The 15,669-nt window shown below is 67.7% G+C and carries 15 protein-coding genes; 9 read left to right on the top strand and 6 right to left on the bottom strand.

Features of this window, described 5'->3' with window-relative positions; all coding sequences use genetic code 11:
• Positions 1-139: 139 nt before the first annotated feature.
• A complete protein-coding gene (locus ACFO0G_RS00235) occupies positions 140-643 on the bottom strand; it encodes a DUF3515 domain-containing protein (protein WP_286397641.1) in 504 nt (167 codons plus the stop codon).
• A 69-nt stretch (positions 644-712) separates the two neighbouring features.
• On the opposite strand from ACFO0G_RS00235, the gene thiL reads away from it, so the two are divergent.
• Genes thiL through rsmD form a run of 4 tightly spaced genes read left to right on the top strand, consistent with a single transcriptional unit; the run spans position 713 to position 5,727 of the window.
• Entirely contained in the window at positions 713-1,759 is a 1,047-nt protein-coding gene (thiL, locus tag ACFO0G_RS00230; RefSeq protein ID WP_286397639.1) for a thiamine-phosphate kinase, read from the top strand.
• 22 nt (positions 1,760-1,781) lie between these two features.
• On the top strand, positions 1,782-2,768 hold the full coding sequence (locus tag ACFO0G_RS00225) for a DAK2 domain-containing protein (RefSeq protein WP_286404454.1): 987 nt from the start codon (positions 1,782-1,784) through the stop codon (positions 2,766-2,768).
• Entirely contained in the window at positions 2,758-5,025 is a 2,268-nt protein-coding gene (locus ACFO0G_RS00220) for an ATP-dependent DNA helicase RecG (protein ID WP_376976019.1), read from the top strand. The genes ACFO0G_RS00225 and ACFO0G_RS00220 overlap by 11 nt, the downstream gene beginning before the upstream one ends.
• A gap of 42 nt (positions 5,026-5,067) precedes the next feature.
• The gene (gene rsmD, locus ACFO0G_RS00215) at positions 5,068-5,727 is read left to right on the top strand and encodes a 16S rRNA (guanine(966)-N(2))-methyltransferase RsmD (protein ID WP_376976018.1); all 660 of its coding nucleotides are present in this window, start codon (positions 5,068-5,070) and stop codon (positions 5,725-5,727) included.
• Here the strand turns inward: rsmD and ACFO0G_RS00210 are convergent.
• Both ACFO0G_RS00210 and ACFO0G_RS00205 read right to left on the bottom strand, forming a co-directional pair.
• Positions 5,724-6,512, bottom strand: a complete 789-nt coding sequence (locus tag ACFO0G_RS00210) for a spermidine synthase (protein ID WP_376976017.1) — start codon at positions 6,510-6,512, stop codon at positions 5,724-5,726. The genes rsmD and ACFO0G_RS00210 overlap by 4 nt on opposite strands.
• Positions 6,512-7,741, bottom strand: a complete 1,230-nt coding sequence (locus ACFO0G_RS00205; protein ID WP_376976016.1) for an aminotransferase class I/II-fold pyridoxal phosphate-dependent enzyme — start codon at positions 7,739-7,741, stop codon at positions 6,512-6,514. Before ACFO0G_RS00205 ends, ACFO0G_RS00210 begins: the two co-directional genes overlap by 1 nt.
• A gap of 43 nt (positions 7,742-7,784) precedes the next feature.
• On the opposite strand from ACFO0G_RS00205, the gene coaD reads away from it, so the two are divergent.
• The 5 genes from coaD to mutM all read left to right on the top strand — a co-directional run bounded on the left by coaD (position 7,785) and on the right by mutM (position 10,895).
• Complete coding sequence (gene coaD, locus ACFO0G_RS00200) at positions 7,785-8,285, top strand: pantetheine-phosphate adenylyltransferase (RefSeq protein WP_286397630.1); 501 nt, start codon at positions 7,785-7,787, stop codon at positions 8,283-8,285.
• Between the two features lie 122 nt (positions 8,286-8,407).
• Positions 8,408-8,932, top strand: coding sequence for a YceD family protein (locus tag ACFO0G_RS00195; protein WP_376976651.1), 525 nt, complete (start codon positions 8,408-8,410; stop codon positions 8,930-8,932).
• A gap of 36 nt (positions 8,933-8,968) precedes the next feature.
• Complete coding sequence (gene rpmF / locus ACFO0G_RS00190; RefSeq protein WP_009356569.1) at positions 8,969-9,172, top strand: 50S ribosomal protein L32; 204 nt, start codon at positions 8,969-8,971, stop codon at positions 9,170-9,172.
• 20 nt (positions 9,173-9,192) lie between these two features.
• Entirely contained in the window at positions 9,193-9,921 is a 729-nt protein-coding gene (gene rnc, locus ACFO0G_RS00185; protein ID WP_376976015.1) for a ribonuclease III, read from the top strand.
• A 5-nt stretch (positions 9,922-9,926) separates the two neighbouring features.
• On the top strand, positions 9,927-10,895 hold the full coding sequence (gene mutM, locus ACFO0G_RS00180; RefSeq protein WP_286397626.1) for a bifunctional DNA-formamidopyrimidine glycosylase/DNA-(apurinic or apyrimidinic site) lyase: 969 nt from the start codon (positions 9,927-9,929) through the stop codon (positions 10,893-10,895).
• A 28-nt stretch (positions 10,896-10,923) separates the two neighbouring features.
• Here mutM and ACFO0G_RS00175 read toward each other — a convergent pair whose 3' ends face one another.
• The 3 genes from ACFO0G_RS00175 to ACFO0G_RS00165 are packed head-to-tail and all read right to left on the bottom strand — an operon-like array spanning position 10,924 to position 15,577.
• Positions 10,924-11,895, bottom strand: coding sequence for an NAD-dependent epimerase/dehydratase family protein (locus ACFO0G_RS00175; RefSeq protein WP_376976650.1), 972 nt, complete (start codon positions 11,893-11,895; stop codon positions 10,924-10,926).
• On the bottom strand, positions 11,892-14,561 hold the full coding sequence (locus ACFO0G_RS00170) for an alpha/beta fold hydrolase (protein WP_376976014.1): 2,670 nt from the start codon (positions 14,559-14,561) through the stop codon (positions 11,892-11,894). Before ACFO0G_RS00170 ends, ACFO0G_RS00175 begins: the two co-directional genes overlap by 4 nt.
• Entirely contained in the window at positions 14,555-15,577 is a 1,023-nt protein-coding gene (locus ACFO0G_RS00165; RefSeq protein ID WP_286397621.1) for a 3-oxoacyl-ACP synthase III, read from the bottom strand. Before ACFO0G_RS00165 ends, ACFO0G_RS00170 begins: the two co-directional genes overlap by 7 nt.
• Positions 15,578-15,669 lie beyond the last annotated feature (92 nt).

Raw genomic sequence — 15,669 nt, 5'->3', positions numbered from 1 at the left:
CCACCCACCGGCACCCTAACCTCGCTTCGCTTCGGTCAGGGAACCCTGCCGGCGTGGGCCCACCCACCGGCACCCTAACCTCGCTTCGCTTCGGTCAGGGAACCCTGCCGGCGTGGGCCCACCCACCGGCGGGGGCTGGCTACTGGCTCTTCGGCAGGTTCTGCAGGTCCTCCTGGCCCACGCAGTTCCGGACGGACGGGACCTTCGCGGCTGCTGCTGCAAGGTCCGCCAGCACCGTTGCGGAGCTGATCTTGTCCGGGTCCATCAGGATTTCCGTGGCCGGTTCGCGGCCGTAGGTGGTCAGCGTCCACACCGGGTCGCCTTCCTTGATGACCCAGTCGACGCCGTTGACGGTGACGCACCGGTCGGTGGTGGGCCCTGGAACGTTGACGCCGCAGCGGAGGATGACCAGCGAGGGATCGCCCCACGCCGCGGTGGCCTGGCTGTTGGTCTTCCGCAGCTTTGAATCGCCAATGGAATCGGGCAGCGCCAGCATCATCGGCGCACATGCCGGGTTGGCGGCGTCCTTGGCGGCAGTGACGTCCACCGCGGGAGAGCAGGCTGTCAGGGAAAGAGCGGCGACCGCCCCCACCACCGCCATCCTGGCGGCGCGGGCGGACAGGGGCAGGTGGGGCTGGTGCATGCTTCCAGCCTATCGCCGCCGCCGTCCCCGCCAGGACACAATGTCAGTCCGGCGCGGTAGCGTAGGGGCGTGCCTGAAGACCTCCGTAGCCGCGTTGACCGCCAGCCCTCCGTCGCCGGCCTTTCCGAAGCCGACCTGCTGGCCCGGATCTTTCCGCGCCTTCAAATGGAGGCCGGACACACCGCCAGCACGCTGCTGGGCCCCGGGGATGACGCCGCCGTCGTCGCCGCCCCGGACGGGAAGACGGTTATCAGCATCGACACCCAGGTCCAAGACCAGGATTTCCGGCTCCTGTGGCCCAACGGCTACCGCACCACCGGGTTCGACGTCGGCTGGAAAGCTGCCGCGCAGAACCTCAGCGATATCAATGCCATGGGAGCCCAGGCCACGTCCATGGTGGTCAGCCTCACCCTTCCCGTTGACACGCCCGTGAGCTGGGTGGAGGACCTGGCAGACGGCCTCACAGCCGGCATCCGGGAGCTCGGGGCAGTCCGCTGTTCCGTGGCCGGCGGGGACCTGGGCCGTGGCCGGGAAATTTCGGTGACGGTGGCCGTGTTGGGAACGCTCGACGGCGGGCGGCCGGTCCTCCGCTCCGGCGCCCGCGCGGGGGACATCCTGGCGCTGGCCGGCACAGTGGGCCATGCAGCGGCCGGCCTCGCCCTGCTTGAAGCGGATGTCCCCGCGGACACCCTGGGTCCCGCCGAGCGTGTCTTCCTGGACCTGCAGTGCCGCCCGCGTCCGCCGCTGGGGGCGGGTCCGGCGGCCCGGGCCGCAGGGGCCACGGCAATGCTCGACATCTCGGACGGCCTCCTCCGGGACGGCAGGAGGCTGGCTGCCGCCAGCAATGTCGCCATCGCCCTCGACCCTGCCCGCCTGGCCGAACTCGCGGAGGTCCTGGCCCCTGCTGCCGTCCTTCTGGGTGTCGATCCTGCGCAGTGGGTGCTGGGCGGCGGTGAGGACCACGGGCTGCTGGCCACATTCCCTGACGATGTTCAGCTGCCACCCGGATTCACTGCGCTAGGCTCGATACATGCACTCGGTACCGACGATGGCCCGGGCGTCCTGACAGCGGGCCGGGCCGCGGACACCGGGGGATGGGATCACTTTGCACACTAAGGTTGCCGCCAACGCGCTGGCGATGAAGAGGTGGCTGGGCAAGGCTGAAACTGCCCTGGGCAACCACAGCGACCGCCTGAACGCCATTAACATCTTCCCGGTAGCCGATGGTGATACGGGTACCAACCTGTATCTCACCGTCCGCGCTGCGGCCCGTTCCCTGGTGCTTGGCGAAGACCAGCCCGCCCCGGTCGACGTCGGGGAAGTCCTGGCCACCGCCGGGCAGGCAGCCATGGAGGAGGCGCGCGGAAACTCCGGAACGCTTTTCTCGGTGTTCCTTTGCGCTGCGGCCGAGCCGTTGGCCGGACACACCCGGATGACGTCCACTCTCCTCGCGGCGGCCCTCAACCGTGCCCAGATCCGCGCATGGTCCGCCTTGAGCGACCCCGTTCCTGGAACCATGCTGTCCGTCATGGAAGCGGCGGCCCGCGCGGCAGCCGCCGTCGACGCGGGCCAGGACGGCGATGACAGCAACCATGCCTTGGGGCTCACCCTCGACGCCGCCGTGGAGGGAGCGCTGGCCGCGGTGGTCCACACCGAGGAGCAGCTCGATGCGCTGCAGACCGCCAGGGTGGTGGACGCCGGCGGCGTGGGCATGCTGCTGATCCTCGACTGCCTCCGTTCCGCCGTCATGGGCCAGGAGTTGCAGGACGAGCTCCTCGACGGGCTGCATGGGTACGACGTTTCAGATCCCCACATCCACGCGTCAATGCCGGACGACGACGGCGTGGAAGTCATGTGCACCATCACCCTCTCACCCCTGAACGCGGCCACTCTTCGGCAGCGGCTCGACGAGATCGGCGAGTCCGTGATCATGAGCCAGGTGGGCAGCGGCCCGGACCCGGACGGCAACTACCGGTGGCGGGTCCACGTGCACGTCCCGGACCCGGACCCCGCAGTGGCCATCATCAGGTCCCTCGGCGAGCCGTCCCAGATCAGCATCAGTGAACTGGCGCTTCCCCGGGACCCGGCCGTGGATGCGGTGAATACCGGCGGGCATGAACGCTGAGCTGGACCTGGCCCTTGAACGGCGGATTGGAAAAAGGTCCGCCGCGGTCATCGAGAAACACCTCGGCATCACCAGCGTTGAGGGGCTCCTGAACTACTACCCCCGCCGCTACATGAGCCGCGGCGAGCTGACTCCCATCGCGGAGCTTCCGCTCGATGAGGACGTGACGCTCATAGCCCGGGTCCTTTCCAGCAGCACCCGGCAGATGCAGGCACGCCGCGGGACCATCACCGACGTCATCGTGTCGGACGACGACGGGAAGCAGGGGCTGCGCCTGGTCGGCGGCCGGGATTACACCGGCAAAGTTCCGGGCACCCTGAAAATCAGCTTCTTCAACGGGTTCAAGGCGAAGAACGAGCTCCTGCAGGGACGCCGCGCCTTGTTCTCGGGCAGGGTGACCAGTTTCAAGGGGAAGCTGGGCCTTACCAACCCCGACTTCCAGCTCCTGGACGAAGATCCGTTCAGCGACGCCGGACAAGACCCGGAGAAACTTGCCGCCATGCCAATACCGGTCTATCCGGCCACTGCCAAGCTGCCCAGCTGGAAGATCCAGAAGGTGATCGCCACGCTGCTCGAAACCTCCGACCTTGGCTCGCTGCCCGATCCGGTCCCGCAGGAGGTCGCAGCGAGGGAAGGCTTCCTTCCCGTAGCGGACGCCTACCGGCTCATCCATGCGCCTGAAACAGCCGCCGACTGGAAACGCGCCAGGGACAGGCTCCGCTACCAGGAAGCCCTGGTGCTGCAGTCCGCGCTGGCCCGCCGCCGTGCCCAACTCGCCGCCGAGGAAGCCACCGCACGGCGCCCTGTCAACGAAGGGATCCTGTCCGCGTTCGACCAAAACCTGCCGTTCACCCTCACAGCCGGCCAGGCCGCCGTCGGGAAGACCCTGGCAACGGAACTTGCGCAGGACGCGCCCATGAACCGCCTGCTGCAGGGCGAGGTAGGCTCCGGCAAGACTGTCGTGGCGCTGCGGGCCATGCTCCAGGTGGTGGACGCCGGGGGACAGGCCGCGCTGCTGGCCCCCACCGAAGTGCTGGCCGCCCAGCACTACGACTCCATCCGCCGCACCCTGGGGCCGCTGTCCAGCGATGGGCTCCTGGGCGGACTGGCCGGTGGCGGGTCTTCCGTCCAGGTCACGCTGCTGACCGGATCCATGCCCACTGCGGCCCGGAAACAGGCGCTGCTGGATGCGGCATCCGGCACGGCGGGGATCATCATCGGCACGCACGCCCTGCTCAGCGACAACGTATCCTTCTACGACCTCGGCCTGATCGTGGTGGACGAGCAGCACCGCTTCGGCGTTGAACAGCGCGACGCCCTCCGGGCCAAGGCTCGGAAGCCGCCGCACCTGCTGGTCATGACCGCCACACCCATTCCCCGGACCGTGGCCATGACCGTGTTTGGCGACCTGGAAACCTCCACCCTCAATGAACTGCCCAAGGGCAGGGCCCCGATCAGCACCCACCTCGTGGGCCTTGCGGAGAACCCGGCCTGGGCGGCACGGATCTGGGCCCGCGCCCGGGAGGAGATCGACGCCGGCCACCAGGTGTATGTCGTGTGTCCCAAGATTGGAACGGACGACGACGGCGACTTCAGTCCAGGGGAGGCCGCGCCGCCGGGCGTGGAGGCGGAGGAAGGCCGGGAGCTGGCGTCGGTCACCGGCGTCGTGGATTACCTGCTGGCCGAACCCTCGCTGGCAGGGGTTGCCCTGGCCCCGCTCCACGGACGCCAGGATCCGGAGCTGAAAACGGACACCATGGCCGGGTTCACTGCCAACCGCATCAAGCTGCTGGTCTCCACCACGGTGATCGAGGTGGGCGTGGACGTGCACAACGCCACCCTGATGGTCATCCTGGACGCCGACAGGTTCGGGATTTCACAGCTGCACCAGCTCCGAGGCCGGGTTGGCCGTGGCGGCCTGCCCGGTACCTGCCTGCTGGTCACTGCCCTGGAACCCGGCCACCCCAGCAGGCGGCGCCTGGAAGCCGTTGCCGCCACCACAGACGGCTTTGTCCTGTCACAGGAGGACCTCAAGCTCCGGCGTGAAGGCGACATCCTGGGTGCTTCCCAGTCCGGCGGACGGTCAACATTGAAGCTGCTGCGGGTCCTCGACCATGAAGACGTCATTGCCCGGGCCAGGGAAGACGCCCAGGCCATCGTCGGCCGCGATCCGCTGCTGTCCGGCCACCCCGAACTTGCCGATGCCATCGAAAAGTACCTCAACCCCGAGAAGGAGGCGTTCCTTGAACGCGGTTAGCAACCAAAGCCTGCAGGGCGCCGGCGGATCGTGGTGGTCGCGGTGACCCGGATCATCGCCGGTGCCGCAGGGGGCACTCCGCTGACAGCGGTCCCGGGATCCCTGACCAGGCCCACCACGGACCGGGTCAAGGAAGCGCTGTTTTCCCGCCTGGATGCCTTCGACGTGATCGCGGGAGCCCGCGTGCTGGACCTGTACGCCGGCTCCGGTGCCCTGGGCGTGGAAAGCGGCAGCAGGGGAGCGCGGACCGTGGAGCTGGTGGAATCCGATGCCAGGGCCAGCGCCGTGTGCCAGCGCAATGCGGACCTCATCAACGGTGTGCTGGGCCGCAAAGCGGTCACCGTGCACCGCACCAAAGCCGATCCTTTCCTGGACCGCGCCGCAGAAGACGCGGCGTGGGACCTGGTGTTCCTTGATCCGCCGTACCCGCTGGAGGAGGCCGGGCTGTCCGCGGTGCTCGGGAAACTTGCCGCGCACCTGGCCCCAGGGGCCGTTGTGGTGGTGGAACGCTCCTCCCGTTCCCCCGAACCAGGGTGGCCGGAGAGCCTGACCAGGTTCGCCGAGAAGAAGTACGGGGAGACGCGGCTATGGTACGCGGAGCCGTTCGTGCCCGACGCCATCGCCGCGGACGACGTGCCTGACGGCGCAGGGGCTGAAGATGCCGTGCCGGGTGCGGAAGGGCCGGGTTCCCTGCGGGGCTAGCCGGAGAAGGGGTCCAGGTCTACTCCCGCCAGGACCCGCGCTGGGTGCGGACCCCGCGCGGTCAGTTCGGCTGTCCAGGCTTCCGGCCAGGGGCCCTGGGTCCCTGCCAGGATGATGTTGCCCGGGTACCGGCCCTCGAACATTCCCGCTTCCGCGAAGGCGCCAACATCGCCCATGGCTTCGCGCATCGCGGCCACCTGGCTCCTGACCAGTGTGAGGGCCGCTTCATCGCCGACGTTGACGATCAGCAGTCCATCGGGGCGCAAGCGTTCCCGGGCTTCCCGGTAGAAGCCGCTCGTAGCGATGTGGGCCGGGGCTTCCGGACCGGAAAAGATATCCAGGATCACGACGTCGAACGTGAGGTCCGGGGCAAGCGTGCCGAGTGCCTCGCGGGCGTCGCCGATGATCGTGGTGAGGTCCGTTCCCTCAGGTATGGGAAGGTGCCGGAGGACAAAGTCGAGCAGTTCGCGTTCCAGCTCCACCGCGTACTGGATGGAACCGGGACGGGTGGCCTGGATGTACCGTGCCAGGGTCAGTGCGCCTGCTCCGAGGTGCAGGGCCCTGATGGGTTCTCCGGGCGGTGCTGCGAGATCCACCAGATGCCCGATCCTGCGTAGGTACTCGTAAAAAATCTCCGAGGGGCGGTCCAGGTTCACATGGGACTGTTCGGCTCCGCCGATAGTGAGCAGAAAACTGCCATCGGTGAATGCGTCAGGCTCGATTGTGGCATGCTGGCCTGTTGTCCGGAGGAACCGGCTGGCGGCCTTGCCGCTCCCGCCGGACATCAGAGCCTGCCGCGCAGTGTTGCCAGCCGCGCGGCAGCCTCCTCAAGGACTTCCGTCTTCTTGCAGAAGGCAAACCGGAGCAGGCTTCGCGTGCGTTCGGCTCCCTCCGGATGGCAGAACACCGGAACGGGGATGGCGGCCACCCCCACCAGCGCAGGCAGCCGCCGGGCGAGGTCCAGCGCGTCGGTGATGCCCAGCGGTGCCGTGTCCACATTGACGAAGTAGGTTCCTTTTGGGGTGAAGACGTCAAAGCCCGCGGCCCGGAGTCCGGCGCTGAGGATGTCGCGCTTCTGTTCCAGCGCGGCTGCGATGCCGGTGTAGAAGTCGTCCGCCAGGGTCAGCCCTGTGGCGATCGCAGCCTGGAAGGGAGTTCCCGAACTGTAGGTGAGGAACTGCTTCACCGTGCGGACGGCCGCGACCAGGTCCTCGGGGCCGCTCAACCAGCCGATTTTCCAACCGGTCAGGGAGAAGGTCTTGCCGGCGGAGGAAATGGTGATGGTCCGGCCGGCGGCCCCCGGTAGTGTCGCCACCGGGGTATGGCGGACGCCGAACGTGAGGTGTTCGTACACCTCGTCGGTGATGATGATGCTGTCGTGCTTTTCCGCAAGGTCCACCACGCGCTGCAGGATCTCCGGAGGAAACACGGCGCCCGTGGGATTGTGCGGATTGTTCAGCAGGACCACCCGCGTCCGCTCGTTGAAGGCAGCCTCGAGTGCCGCGGGGTCGGGCAGGAAGTCCGGGGCGGCCAGGGGCACGGTGGTGTGTGTGGCGCCCGAGAGGCCGATGACGGCGCCGTAGGAGTCGTAGAACGGCTCGAAGGTCAGGACCTCGTCCCCTGGCCCGGCAAATGCCAGGAGGGAGGCGGCGATCCCTTCGGTGGCCCCGGTGGTGATGATGACTTCGGTTGCGGGGTCCGGTGCCAGCCCATAGAAGCGTTCCTGGTGCGCGGCTACCGCCTCCCGGAGTTGGGGCAGTCCCTTGCCGGGCGCGTACTGGTTGGCCCCTGCAGCGATGGCTGCGCGGGCGGCCTCCCTAATCTCCGCCGGCCCGTCCTCATCAGGGAAACCCTGTCCCAGGTTGATGGCGCCGGTCTGGACGGCCAGGGTGGTCATCTCCTCGAAGATGGTGACACCCAGGCCGCCGTCCGGAGCGAGGAGGTTGGCTCCGAGCGCGGTCCGCTGCCAGGGAGCAGGTGCCAGGGGGGTGGAAAGTTCCCGTGGTGGATGCATCCAGTCATGTTATCCCGGCCTTCCCATGGGGTAGGTTCGAACCATGAGACGCGCTGTGTGCCCCGGATCCTTCGACCCCATCCACAACGGCCATCTCGAAGTCATTGCACGGGCTGCCGGTCTTTTCGACGAGGTCATTGTGGCCATCTCCACCAACTACGCCAAGAAGTACATGTTCAGCCTCGAGGAACGGCTGGAGATGGCACGCGAAACCCTCGCATCGCTCAAGGGCATCGTGGTGGAACCGGTGGGTGAGGGCCTCCTGGCGGAATATTGCCGCCAACGGGGTGTGTCCGCCATCGTCAAGGGACTGAGGTCATCGTCGGACTTCGACTACGAGCTTCCGATGGCCACCATGAACCGCCAGCTGAGCGGCGTGGAGACTGTCTTCCTCCCGGCCGAGGCAAGCTACGTCCACTTGTCCTCCACCCTGATCAAAGAGGTGGCAAGCCTGGGCGGCAGCGTCTCGGACTACGTGCCCCGGTCCGTGCACCGCCGCATGGTTGCCGGCGAGCCTTCGCCTGATCAGCAGCCAAGGCGGTAGGCTGGATCGGTACTTCGGCGCTGCCTCCTGCCGGTTTGAGTCGCCATGGCTCTTCAGGCTAAGATGGTGCGTCGGTCATATGTTCAACAGGAGTTCTCATTAAAAGAGATGCTGGTTCGCCCCTGGCGTTCGACGTCAAGGACCTCGGGCGCAGCCCGGGAAGCATGCGGACGCTGAAGGAACATGTACCCGCACCGGGTGATCTTGGTGTGGCGCTCATTGGTGTTCAGGAAGGCTCGGATGTCGAGCTCGACCTGAAGCTTGAGGCCGTACACGAAGGAATTCTGGTATCAGGAACCGTTGTCGCCGAAGTAACCGGCGAGTGCGGCCGATGCCTGGATCCCCTTGCGTATGACCTTGAGGTCAATGTGCAAGAACTTTTCTTCTACGAGGGCACTGAGTTCTCGGACGGAGAAGAAGATGAAGAGCAACGTCGAGTCGAGCACGATGTAATCGATCTTGAACCGGTGTTGCGGGACGCGGTTGTCACCAACCTGCCGTTCCAGCCGGTGTGCCGGGAAGACTGCCAGGGCCTTTGCTCCGAATGCGGAGTTCGCCTGGAAGACGAGCCGGGGCACCACCACGAGGTCCTGGATCCTCGCTGGGCTGCCCTAGCTAATATGGCTAAGCCTGACCGGCAAAATTGATTCGTACGTGTTTGTCTAGAGAGAAATGAGTTAGCCGTGGCTGTTCCCAAGCGGAAAATGTCTCGCTCGAATACCCGCGCCCGCCGCTCGCAGTGGAAGGCGACCGCCCCCCACCTGGTGAAGACCGTTGAGAACGGCCAGGTCACCTACAGCCTGCCGCACCAGGCAAAGGTCGTTACCGACTCTGCTGGCACCGCGCTGTTCCTTGAGTACAAGGGCCGCAAGGTCGCTGACGTCTAATCGGCCCAACAGGCTGACTGATGTCTTCAACTGAAGAGCTTCTGAAGCGTCTCGGTGTCTCTATTGACGCCGGGACGCTTCGTCTTGCGCTCACCCACCGTTCGTACGCCTACGAGAACGGCGGCATCCCCACCAACGAGCGGCTCGAGTTCCTGGGCGACTCCATCCTGGGATTCTCCGTCACCGACGCCCTCTACCGGGACAACCCGGACCTGCCCGAAGGCGAACTCGCCAAGCGCCGGTCCGCCGTCGTCAGTACCCGGGCACTGGCCGGCATCGGCCGCAGCCTGGGCATTGGGGAATACATCTACCTTGGCCAGGGCGAGAAGCTCACCCATGGCAAGAACAAAGCCTCCATCCTGGCGGACACCATGGAAGCCCTGATCGGGGCCACCTATGTCTCCAACGACATCGAGACGGCGCGGCAACTGGTCATGCGGCTGATCGGTCCGCTGCTGAAGGATGCCGCCGTCCTGGGCGCCGGCACCGACTGGAAGACCAGCATCCAGGAACTCGCAGCCAGCCGGCAGTTGGGCAGCATCCACTACGCAGTGGAGGGGTCCGGCCCCGACCACGCCCGTACCTTCACCGCTGTCCTGAATATCGGCGGAACCGCCTACGGCAAGGGTTCCGGGCACTCCAAGAAGGAAGCGGAACAGGAAGCAGCGGCAGACGCGTGGCGGGTGCTTTCCGGCGCCGGGGCCCAAGAGGCGTCCAGTGCCGGCGCGAGCTCCGTGGCCGCCCAGTAGCGTCCATGCCCGAACTGCCCGAGGTGGAGGTTGTCCGCCGTGGCCTGGTGAACTGGGTCCGCGGCAGGACGATTCGTGCCGTCGAAGTCCTCGATCCGCGTTCCATCCGCCGCCATGCCCTTGGCGTTGAGGACTTCATCGGCAACCTCGAAGGTGCCACCGTGTCCGACGTCGTGCGCCGGGGAAAGTTCCTTTGGCTGCCCCTGGTGGACACCGCTGCTGCCGGATTGGAGAACCCGAAAACCGGTGGCCTGCCCGAAGTTGCCCTGATGGCGCACCTGGGCATGAGCGGGCAGCTGCTGATGCAGGACTCAGCCGTCCCGGATGAGAAGCACCTCAAAGTCCGGTTCCGGCTCAGCCCTCGGGACGGGATGCCGGAGCAACTGCGGTTCGTGGACCAGCGGATTTTCGGCGGCCTCTTCGTCACCACGCTCGTCCCCACGGACGACGGCGCTCCAGGCGGCCTGGCGGAATCGCCCCTTCCCCTGATTGCGGAGGAAGCAGCACACATCGCCCGGGACCCCCTGGATCCTGCCTTCTCCTTCGATCTCTTCTACCAGCGCCTCCGGAAGCGCAAAACGGGGCTGAAGCGGGCGCTGCTGGACCAGGGCCTGGTGTCCGGCATCGGCAACATCTATGCCGACGAAGCACTGTGGCGCGCCCGGCTGCATTTCGCCCGGGCCACCGACACGCTGCGCCGCAGTGAAGCCCAGCGAGTCCTCGACAGCGCCCGCGAGGTGATGCTTGATGCCCTGGCCGCAGGCGGGACCAGCTTCGATTCGCTGTACGTCAACGTCAACGGCGCATCAGGCTACTTTGACCGGTCCCTCAATGCCTACGGCCGGCAGGGGGAGCCGTGCAGGCGGTGCGCCGCAGCGGGTATCAATGCGACCATCCGCCGGGACCAGTTCATGAACCGTTCGTCCCATACCTGCCCCGTGTGCCAACCGCGGCCCCGCAACGGCCGCTGGTAGCGGCCCGTCCGCCTGGCAGCAGGCCCGCTCACCGGGAGCCGTAGTAGTCCGCCAGCCGCGCGAGGCCTTCGTCGATGGATACTGCGGGGGTCCAGGCCAGGAGCGCGTGGGTTTCCCGCTGGTCGAACCAGTGCGCCGTGGACAACTGCTCGGCGAGGAACCTGGTCATGGGCGGCTCGTCCTGCTTACCGAGCCGAAGCCACGCCCGCTCCACCACTGATCCTGCCAGCCGCGCCACAGGGCCCGGCACGGACCAAGCCGGCGCGGGCACGCCGCCGGCAGCACAGATGCCTGCAATGAGTTCGCCCACGGGCCGGGGCTCGGCGTTGGTGACCACCAACGCCCGGCCGTGGATGTGGCCCATGCGCTCGAGCGCGGCAACAATGGCGGCAGCAGCGTTGTCCACATACGTGGTGTCGATCAGTGCAGCGCCGACATCCAACAGCGGCAACCGCTTCCGCGCCGCCCGTGCCAGCACGCGTTCCACGAGTTGGGTGTCACCGGGCCCCCACACCACGTGCGGCCGCACCGCGGCGACACGGAAGTCCGGTCCGTCCGTGGCAAGGGCCAGCAGTTCCGCCTCCGCCTTGGTGCGTGAGTAGTCGCCGTGGGCATGCACCGGGTCAGCCTTTTCTGCGCCCAGCCCTGCAATGGCGGCGCCCGAGTTGGCCACCGACGGGGAGGACACGAAAACGAAGTCCCTGACGCCCGCTTCGCGTGCTGCCTGGAGCAGCCGCCGGGTTCCCTGGACGTTAACTTCGTCGAACTCCTGCGCACGGCCGGTAAAGGAAACCTTGGCGGCCAGGTGGATGACACCATCAACGCCCCGGACGGCGGCGGTGACCGCTGCATCATCGGTGAGGGAGCCACTGTGGTCCGTTGCGCCGTCGACCCCCGAGGAGCGCCGCTGGAAGGTGGTGACTGCATGTCCCTTCCGGACCAGGAGGCTTGCCACCTCCCGGCCCAGCAGCCCGCTGGCACCGGTGACCAGCACCCTCACGGCGTCCCCGGACGGCCGCCGGCCAGCACGGACGAGGCCCATCGCGACAGCCGCGTCCTGTCGATTTTTGCGTTGTGGCGGATGTCGGTGGGCTGCGCGGGGACAACCAGGACGGCAGCGACGGACACGCCTGCGCTGCGGGCAGCTGCCCGTACCCTGCCCGCCAACTCAGCCCCGGCAAGGCCGGCTTTGGAGGTCGGCGGGACGGTTTCGACGACGGCGGCGACGGCCTGCGTCCCTGCCGGTCCCACACCCACCACGGCTGCCATACGGACCTCGTCCACGCCTTCGATGGCCTGTTCCGGGCCCACCGGGGTCACCACTCCGCCGGGTGCCGTGACCACGTGTGCCAGCCGGCCTTCCACCCACAGCCGTCCCTGGACGTCGAAGTGGCCCACGTCCCCGGTGCGGTGCCATCCGGTGGGGCCACTGCTCAGCTCCTGCGTCAGCCAGAGGCGGTCATAAGCGTCTTTGACGTGCGGCGCACTGACCAGGATCTCCCCCGTGATGCCCGCGTCGGTGACCGGCGCGGCTCCGGCTGCCGTGCCGTCCGCCGCCAGGGGGATGACGGCTACGCGGGTGCCGTGGACGGGCCGGCCCACGCAAACGCCGTTGCCGGCGCCCGTCATCGTTCCCGCAGCGGCATCAGCGGCCGCGGCCTGAATCTGTTCGAGGCTGATGTCGGTGACGGGCAGCGCCTCGGTCATCCCGTACGGGGTGTGCAGGGAGGCGCGGGGCACCAGCTGCTGCACCTCCGCAAGGAGTGCTTCCGGAACGGGTGCGCCGGCGGAGAGGAGCAGGTCAATGCGTCCGAGGGCCGCGGTACCGTCCGGGGTGAGTCCGCCGCGGGTGGCAACGACATTTCGCAGCGCAGCGGGGGACGCGAAGACCACCGTGGCATCGATGGCCGCCGCGGCATCGGCCAGGGCGCGTGCAGTCAGGGTGCGGGGTGCCGTGACATCCATCGCCGGCGTCACCGAGACTGCCCCCAGTGCGGGACCCAGCAGGGCAAAGGGCGCGAAGCCGGCCACCAGGCGCTGCCCGGGACGGATTCCAAAGGTTTGTGCCACGGTGTCCCGCATGGCGGCAAGCTGCCGGTGGGTATAGAGCACGCCCTTGGCGGGGCCGGTGGAACCGGAGGTAAAGAGGACGGCGGCGGGGGAGTCGGGCCCCGGCAGGGACAATGCGGCCTTCCCCGCCGCTCCGGCCCGTGCTGAACCTGCCCTGGCAAGGGCGGCGAGGGAGGTTTCCACCCCGAGGAGCCGGCGGCGCCGCGGGGTGAGCTCACGGACGCTGATGCGGCGGGCCGCCCATCCGAGGGCCCGGGCGGCGGCCAGGGCCTTGTCAATCCCGATCAGGACATCGGGGGTGGCGCCCTTGACTGCCCGGCTCAGGCCTTTGGTGCCCAGGCCCGCGTCGGCGACTACTACCACGGCCCCGAGCCGCAGGCAGGCGTACAAGGCCACGGTGAGGTCTACCCCGGGCGGAACCATCAGGCTCACCCGGCTGCCGGGCCCAACACCCGCCGTCGCCAGGCCCGCGGCCAGGTGGTCAACATCCGCCGCCAGTTGCTTCCACGTCAGGAAGCGGGCCACGGTACCGTCCGTTGCCGTTTCGACGACGGCCCTCCCGTCGCCCGCTGGTCCCGCCGCCAGTCCGGCAAGGGGCGCCCACAGGGGCTCAAAGCCGTCAGTGCCTTCCACGGCGGGGGTGCCGGCCGGACCGATCCGGCCGCCGGTGACGCGCCCCGCAAGCCAGTCGAGGACCGGCGCGGCAATGTCCCGGTCCTCGGCCACCAGGTGCCCGGCGCCCTCGTAGCGGTGCACGTCCGCATGCGGAAGCCGGCCGATGAGGTCCTTGAGGTAGCGGTCGGAGAAGATGGGGTCGCGCGGGCCCCACAGCATCAGGGCTGGAACATCCAGCCCGCGTACGCCTTCAGCCACCCCGGTGAGCGCTGCAAAGCTGGGATGGGATGCGTCAACGGGAATGTCCGCAACAAAGTTGCCTACTCCGGCACGCCGGGACGCTCCACGATAGGGGGCCATGTAAGCGTTCCGGATTTCCGCGGGCAGTGGCGGGTGTGCCAACGAATGCGTCACCCGCAGGAAGGCGTCAGAGGTGGTGGTTCCCCACTTGTGGACGGCAGGATGCAGGGCAAGCCGCAGGGCCGCCGGGATGGGGCTGCCTTCAGGCTGGTGCACGGCGGTGTTGGTCAGGACAACGCCGGCCAGCTGGTTTTCATGCGCCAGCGCCCAGCCCAGGCTGATGGCGCCGCCCCAGTCATGGCCCACCGAAACGACAGGCCCCTCCAGGCCCAGCACGTCCGTGAGGTCGCCCAGGTCGTTGATCCGATCGGCCAGCCGCCGGAACGTACCGGTCCGCTCCGAAAAGCCCATGTCCAGCTGGTCCACGGCCACCACACGCCACGGATGCGCGGAGTTGGAACCCGCGGCCAGCAGGCTCCGCCACAGGTAGGACCAGGTGGGGTTGCCGTGCACGCACAGCAGCGTCCCCAAAGGAGTCAATCCGTGGCGGGCCAGTTCCGCGCCGTTATCCAGCAGGTGCCAGCGGCGCACGGTGCCCGGCGCATCAGCGCCGGAGGTGGAGGGGACATCGAGTTCGCGTGACCATTCGGCGTTGACGCCGGGCCAGTCCGCCATCACCAAACGATTTCCAGCATCGCAGTGTTGAGTCCGGACCCAACGCCCATGCACAGGACCCGGTCACCGCTTGCCAGCGACTGCGACTCGGCTGCAAGCGTCATGGGGAGGGAGGCGGGACCCACATTGCCCCAGTGCGGGAACGTGATGGGCACCTTGTCGGCATCCAGGTCGATCGCCTCGATGATGGCCTGAGTGTAGGCATTGCTGACCTGGTGGGTGACGTAGCGGTCCATGGCCGCCCAGTCCCACTCCGGCTGGGCCTCATGCCAGGCGTCGACGACGAGCTGCAGGCCGCCGTCGAGCAGTCCCTTTGTGTCGGTGTGCATGCCGTCGATGCCGCCCACGCACAGCTCGTGGTGCTCGGTGCCGGCTCGCATTACGCCGCCCACCACGCGGTGGGCGCCCGGGTGCTCGTCCGCCGGTCCCAGGACGGCGGCGGCCGCTCCGGAGCCGAGCGTCAGCGTGGCGAACTCCCGGTTAAAGTCGGCACGGGTGGTTTCGGGCCGCTGGAGGCGCTCCAGGGTGGCCTCCTGGGTCAGCTGGGCGTCCTCGCCATTGACAATGACGGCGTACCTGATCTGGCCCGAGTCGATCATGTTGGCGGCCAGGGTCAGGGCGTTGACGAACCCCAGGCAGGCGTTGGCAAGGTCAAAGTTCATGGCCGACGACGGCAGGCTGAGTCCGTGATGGATCTTCACCGCTACGGACGGTTCCAGGTTGCGCCTGGTCACCGAGGTGTTGATCAGCAGGCCGATCTCGGATGCTTCGATGCCTGCCTCGGCCAGGGCCTTGGCGCCGGCTTCCACCGCAGCGTCGTCGAACGACGTGCCGGCGGCCCACCAGCGGCGGTGCGTGATGCCTGCGACGCGTTCCAGCAGCCGCGGCGGGAACTTCAGCCGCTGCAGGGTTGACGCCAGGCGCCGGTCAAAGTCGGTGGAGCTCACAATCCTTGGAGCTTCGACGCTGCTGACCGAGAGCAGCGCGGTGTTGCTGTGGCGGAAGGTTGCATTACCTGCCAATTTCAAGCCCCTCTTCGTTTCCGTCCCGCATTCCTGCGGTGACTGTACCCACAAAAACGCAGGCTCAAGAGCTTAACTATGCCTTTGCCTGC

It is taken from the genome of Arthrobacter sedimenti (genome assembly GCF_042652025.1).
Taxonomy (GTDB): Bacteria; Actinomycetota; Actinomycetes; order Actinomycetales; family Micrococcaceae; genus Arthrobacter; species Arthrobacter sedimenti.
This window is presented reverse-complemented; position numbering and strand designations above follow the sequence as displayed.

Bases quoted from the DNA above. Each gene is read 5' to 3' on its own strand.
- ACFO0G_RS00235 (WP_286397641.1), bottom strand. From the start codon at position 643: ATGCACCAGCCCCACCTGCCCCTGTCCGCCCGCGCCGCCAGGATGGCG.
- ACFO0G_RS00225 (WP_286404454.1), top strand. From the start codon at position 1,782: ATGAAGAGGTGGCTGGGCAAGGCTGAAACTGCCCTGGGCAACCACAGC.
- ACFO0G_RS00220 (WP_376976019.1), top strand. From the start codon at position 2,758: ATGAACGCTGAGCTGGACCTGGCCCTTGAACGGCGGATTGGAAAAAGG.
- ACFO0G_RS00210 (WP_376976017.1), bottom strand. From the start codon at position 6,512: ATGTCCGGCGGGAGCGGCAAGGCCGCCAGCCGGTTCCTCCGGACAACA.
- ACFO0G_RS00205 (WP_376976016.1), bottom strand. From the start codon at position 7,741: ATGCATCCACCACGGGAACTTTCCACCCCCCTGGCACCTGCTCCCTGG.
- coaD (WP_286397630.1), top strand. From the start codon at position 7,785: ATGAGACGCGCTGTGTGCCCCGGATCCTTCGACCCCATCCACAACGGC.
- rnc (WP_376976015.1), top strand. From the start codon at position 9,193: ATGTCTTCAACTGAAGAGCTTCTGAAGCGTCTCGGTGTCTCTATTGAC.
- mutM (WP_286397626.1), top strand. From the start codon at position 9,927: ATGCCCGAACTGCCCGAGGTGGAGGTTGTCCGCCGTGGCCTGGTGAAC.